Source organism: Vibrio sp. Vb0667, from assembly GCF_033391095.1.
Genome location: NZ_JAWPOL010000200.1, coordinates 1 through 1,334 on the forward strand (window position 1 = coordinate 1; position 1,334 = coordinate 1,334).

The 1,334-nt window shown below is 48.5% G+C and carries 1 protein-coding gene and 1 pseudogene; one reads left to right on the top strand and one right to left on the bottom strand.

Going from position 1 to position 1,334, the window contains the following annotated elements; translation table 11 throughout:
• A partial coding sequence (locus tag R8269_RS24595; RefSeq protein ID WP_318222828.1) for a DUF2860 domain-containing protein occupies window positions 1–907 on the top strand: 907 nt, incomplete at its 5' end.
• Between the two features lie 56 nt (window positions 908–963).
• On the opposite strand, the pseudogene R8269_RS24600 reads toward R8269_RS24595, so the two are convergent.
• Window positions 964–1,334 (bottom strand): annotated as a pseudogene (locus R8269_RS24600) (ATP-dependent protease); the annotation flags it as partial.

The following is a 1,334-nucleotide window of genomic DNA, read 5'->3' on the forward strand; positions in this document are numbered from 1 at the left end:
TCAGGCTCAACTCGCTGAAACTGCAGGGTTCAGCGGCGAAATCTCAATCAATGCTGGTGTGATTTCATCGGAATCGAACTTTAATACCGACAACAGCAAAACCATCGACTCGTTAAACCAAAGCGCTGAAAGCGACACAACCGTCATCGCAGCGCCACTCGGAAGTATCGCCTACACGTTTGGTCACCAGCTCAACCACCAAGTGTATGCTGGTACAACGCGTTCCGATGTGGCAGTCGGTACGCTGGCTTTTCAATTAGGCTATCAGTACGAACTCCCGTCAGGCACAGTATTGGATGTCTCTTACCTTCCGACCGTCCTCAAAGGCGAAACGTGGCGTAATCCTTATCAAGTAGGTACGGCTCGTAAAACAACGGATGAAGGTGGTAACGCCTATCGATTTCAAATCAAAGGTTTGGTCGATAGAAACTTCACCCTCGATTTAGCTTATGCCGATAAAGATGTCGAACAAGATGAAGTCACCGACCGTTCACTCGCGCGTGATGCCAGTATTTATTACGTAAAAGGCGAATATCGTATTTCACTAGACCAAACATCGCTACTGCAACCCGCGTTCACCTACATCAACCAAGATGCGGATGGAAAAGCAGAATCGTATGACTCTTATGCCTTTGACGTAAGTTGGTTTAAGTTCATCAACCGTCATCGTTTAGCCTTAACCGCAGGCTATGCACTCAAAGATTATCAATCGGCGAGCCAAACTTTTGCGAAAACGCGCAGTGATGACACCTTGAGCTTGTTTGCCGCTTACGAATACCCAAACGTGTTTGAATGGCAGAAGTGGTCGTTCATTTCCTTCGCGGGTTATAGCCAAACCGATTCAAACAACACCTTTTATGACGACAATGAATACCTTTTGTCGTTAGGCTTTACCTACAGCTTCTAACATGGTTCTCGCGGCGAACATGTGAATACTCGCCGCGAACTCCTCTCAAATGACCACTATACGGCTTGAGCCGTGAGTTGTTTCAGCAATCGGTCCATCGCGCGATACCCGAGCGCTTCCGCCAAATGAGAACGCTCAATCTGCTCAGCACCTTCTAAATCCGCTATCGTGCGGGCCACTTTAATGATGCGATGATAGGCACGAATCGATAATCCCAGCCGATGGAGTGCAGTTTCGAGAAATTCCGCATCGCTTTTTTGCAACGGACAAAATGCCTCAATCTCACGGCTGCCGAGCAGTGCGTTTACTTTGCCGTTTCGATTGAGCATGCTCTCACGAGCAAGACTGACGCGCTCTTTGACGAGTTCCGTGGGTTCACCTCGGTCACCACCTTCCGCCAACGTGCCTTTCGGTAAGGATGGAATTT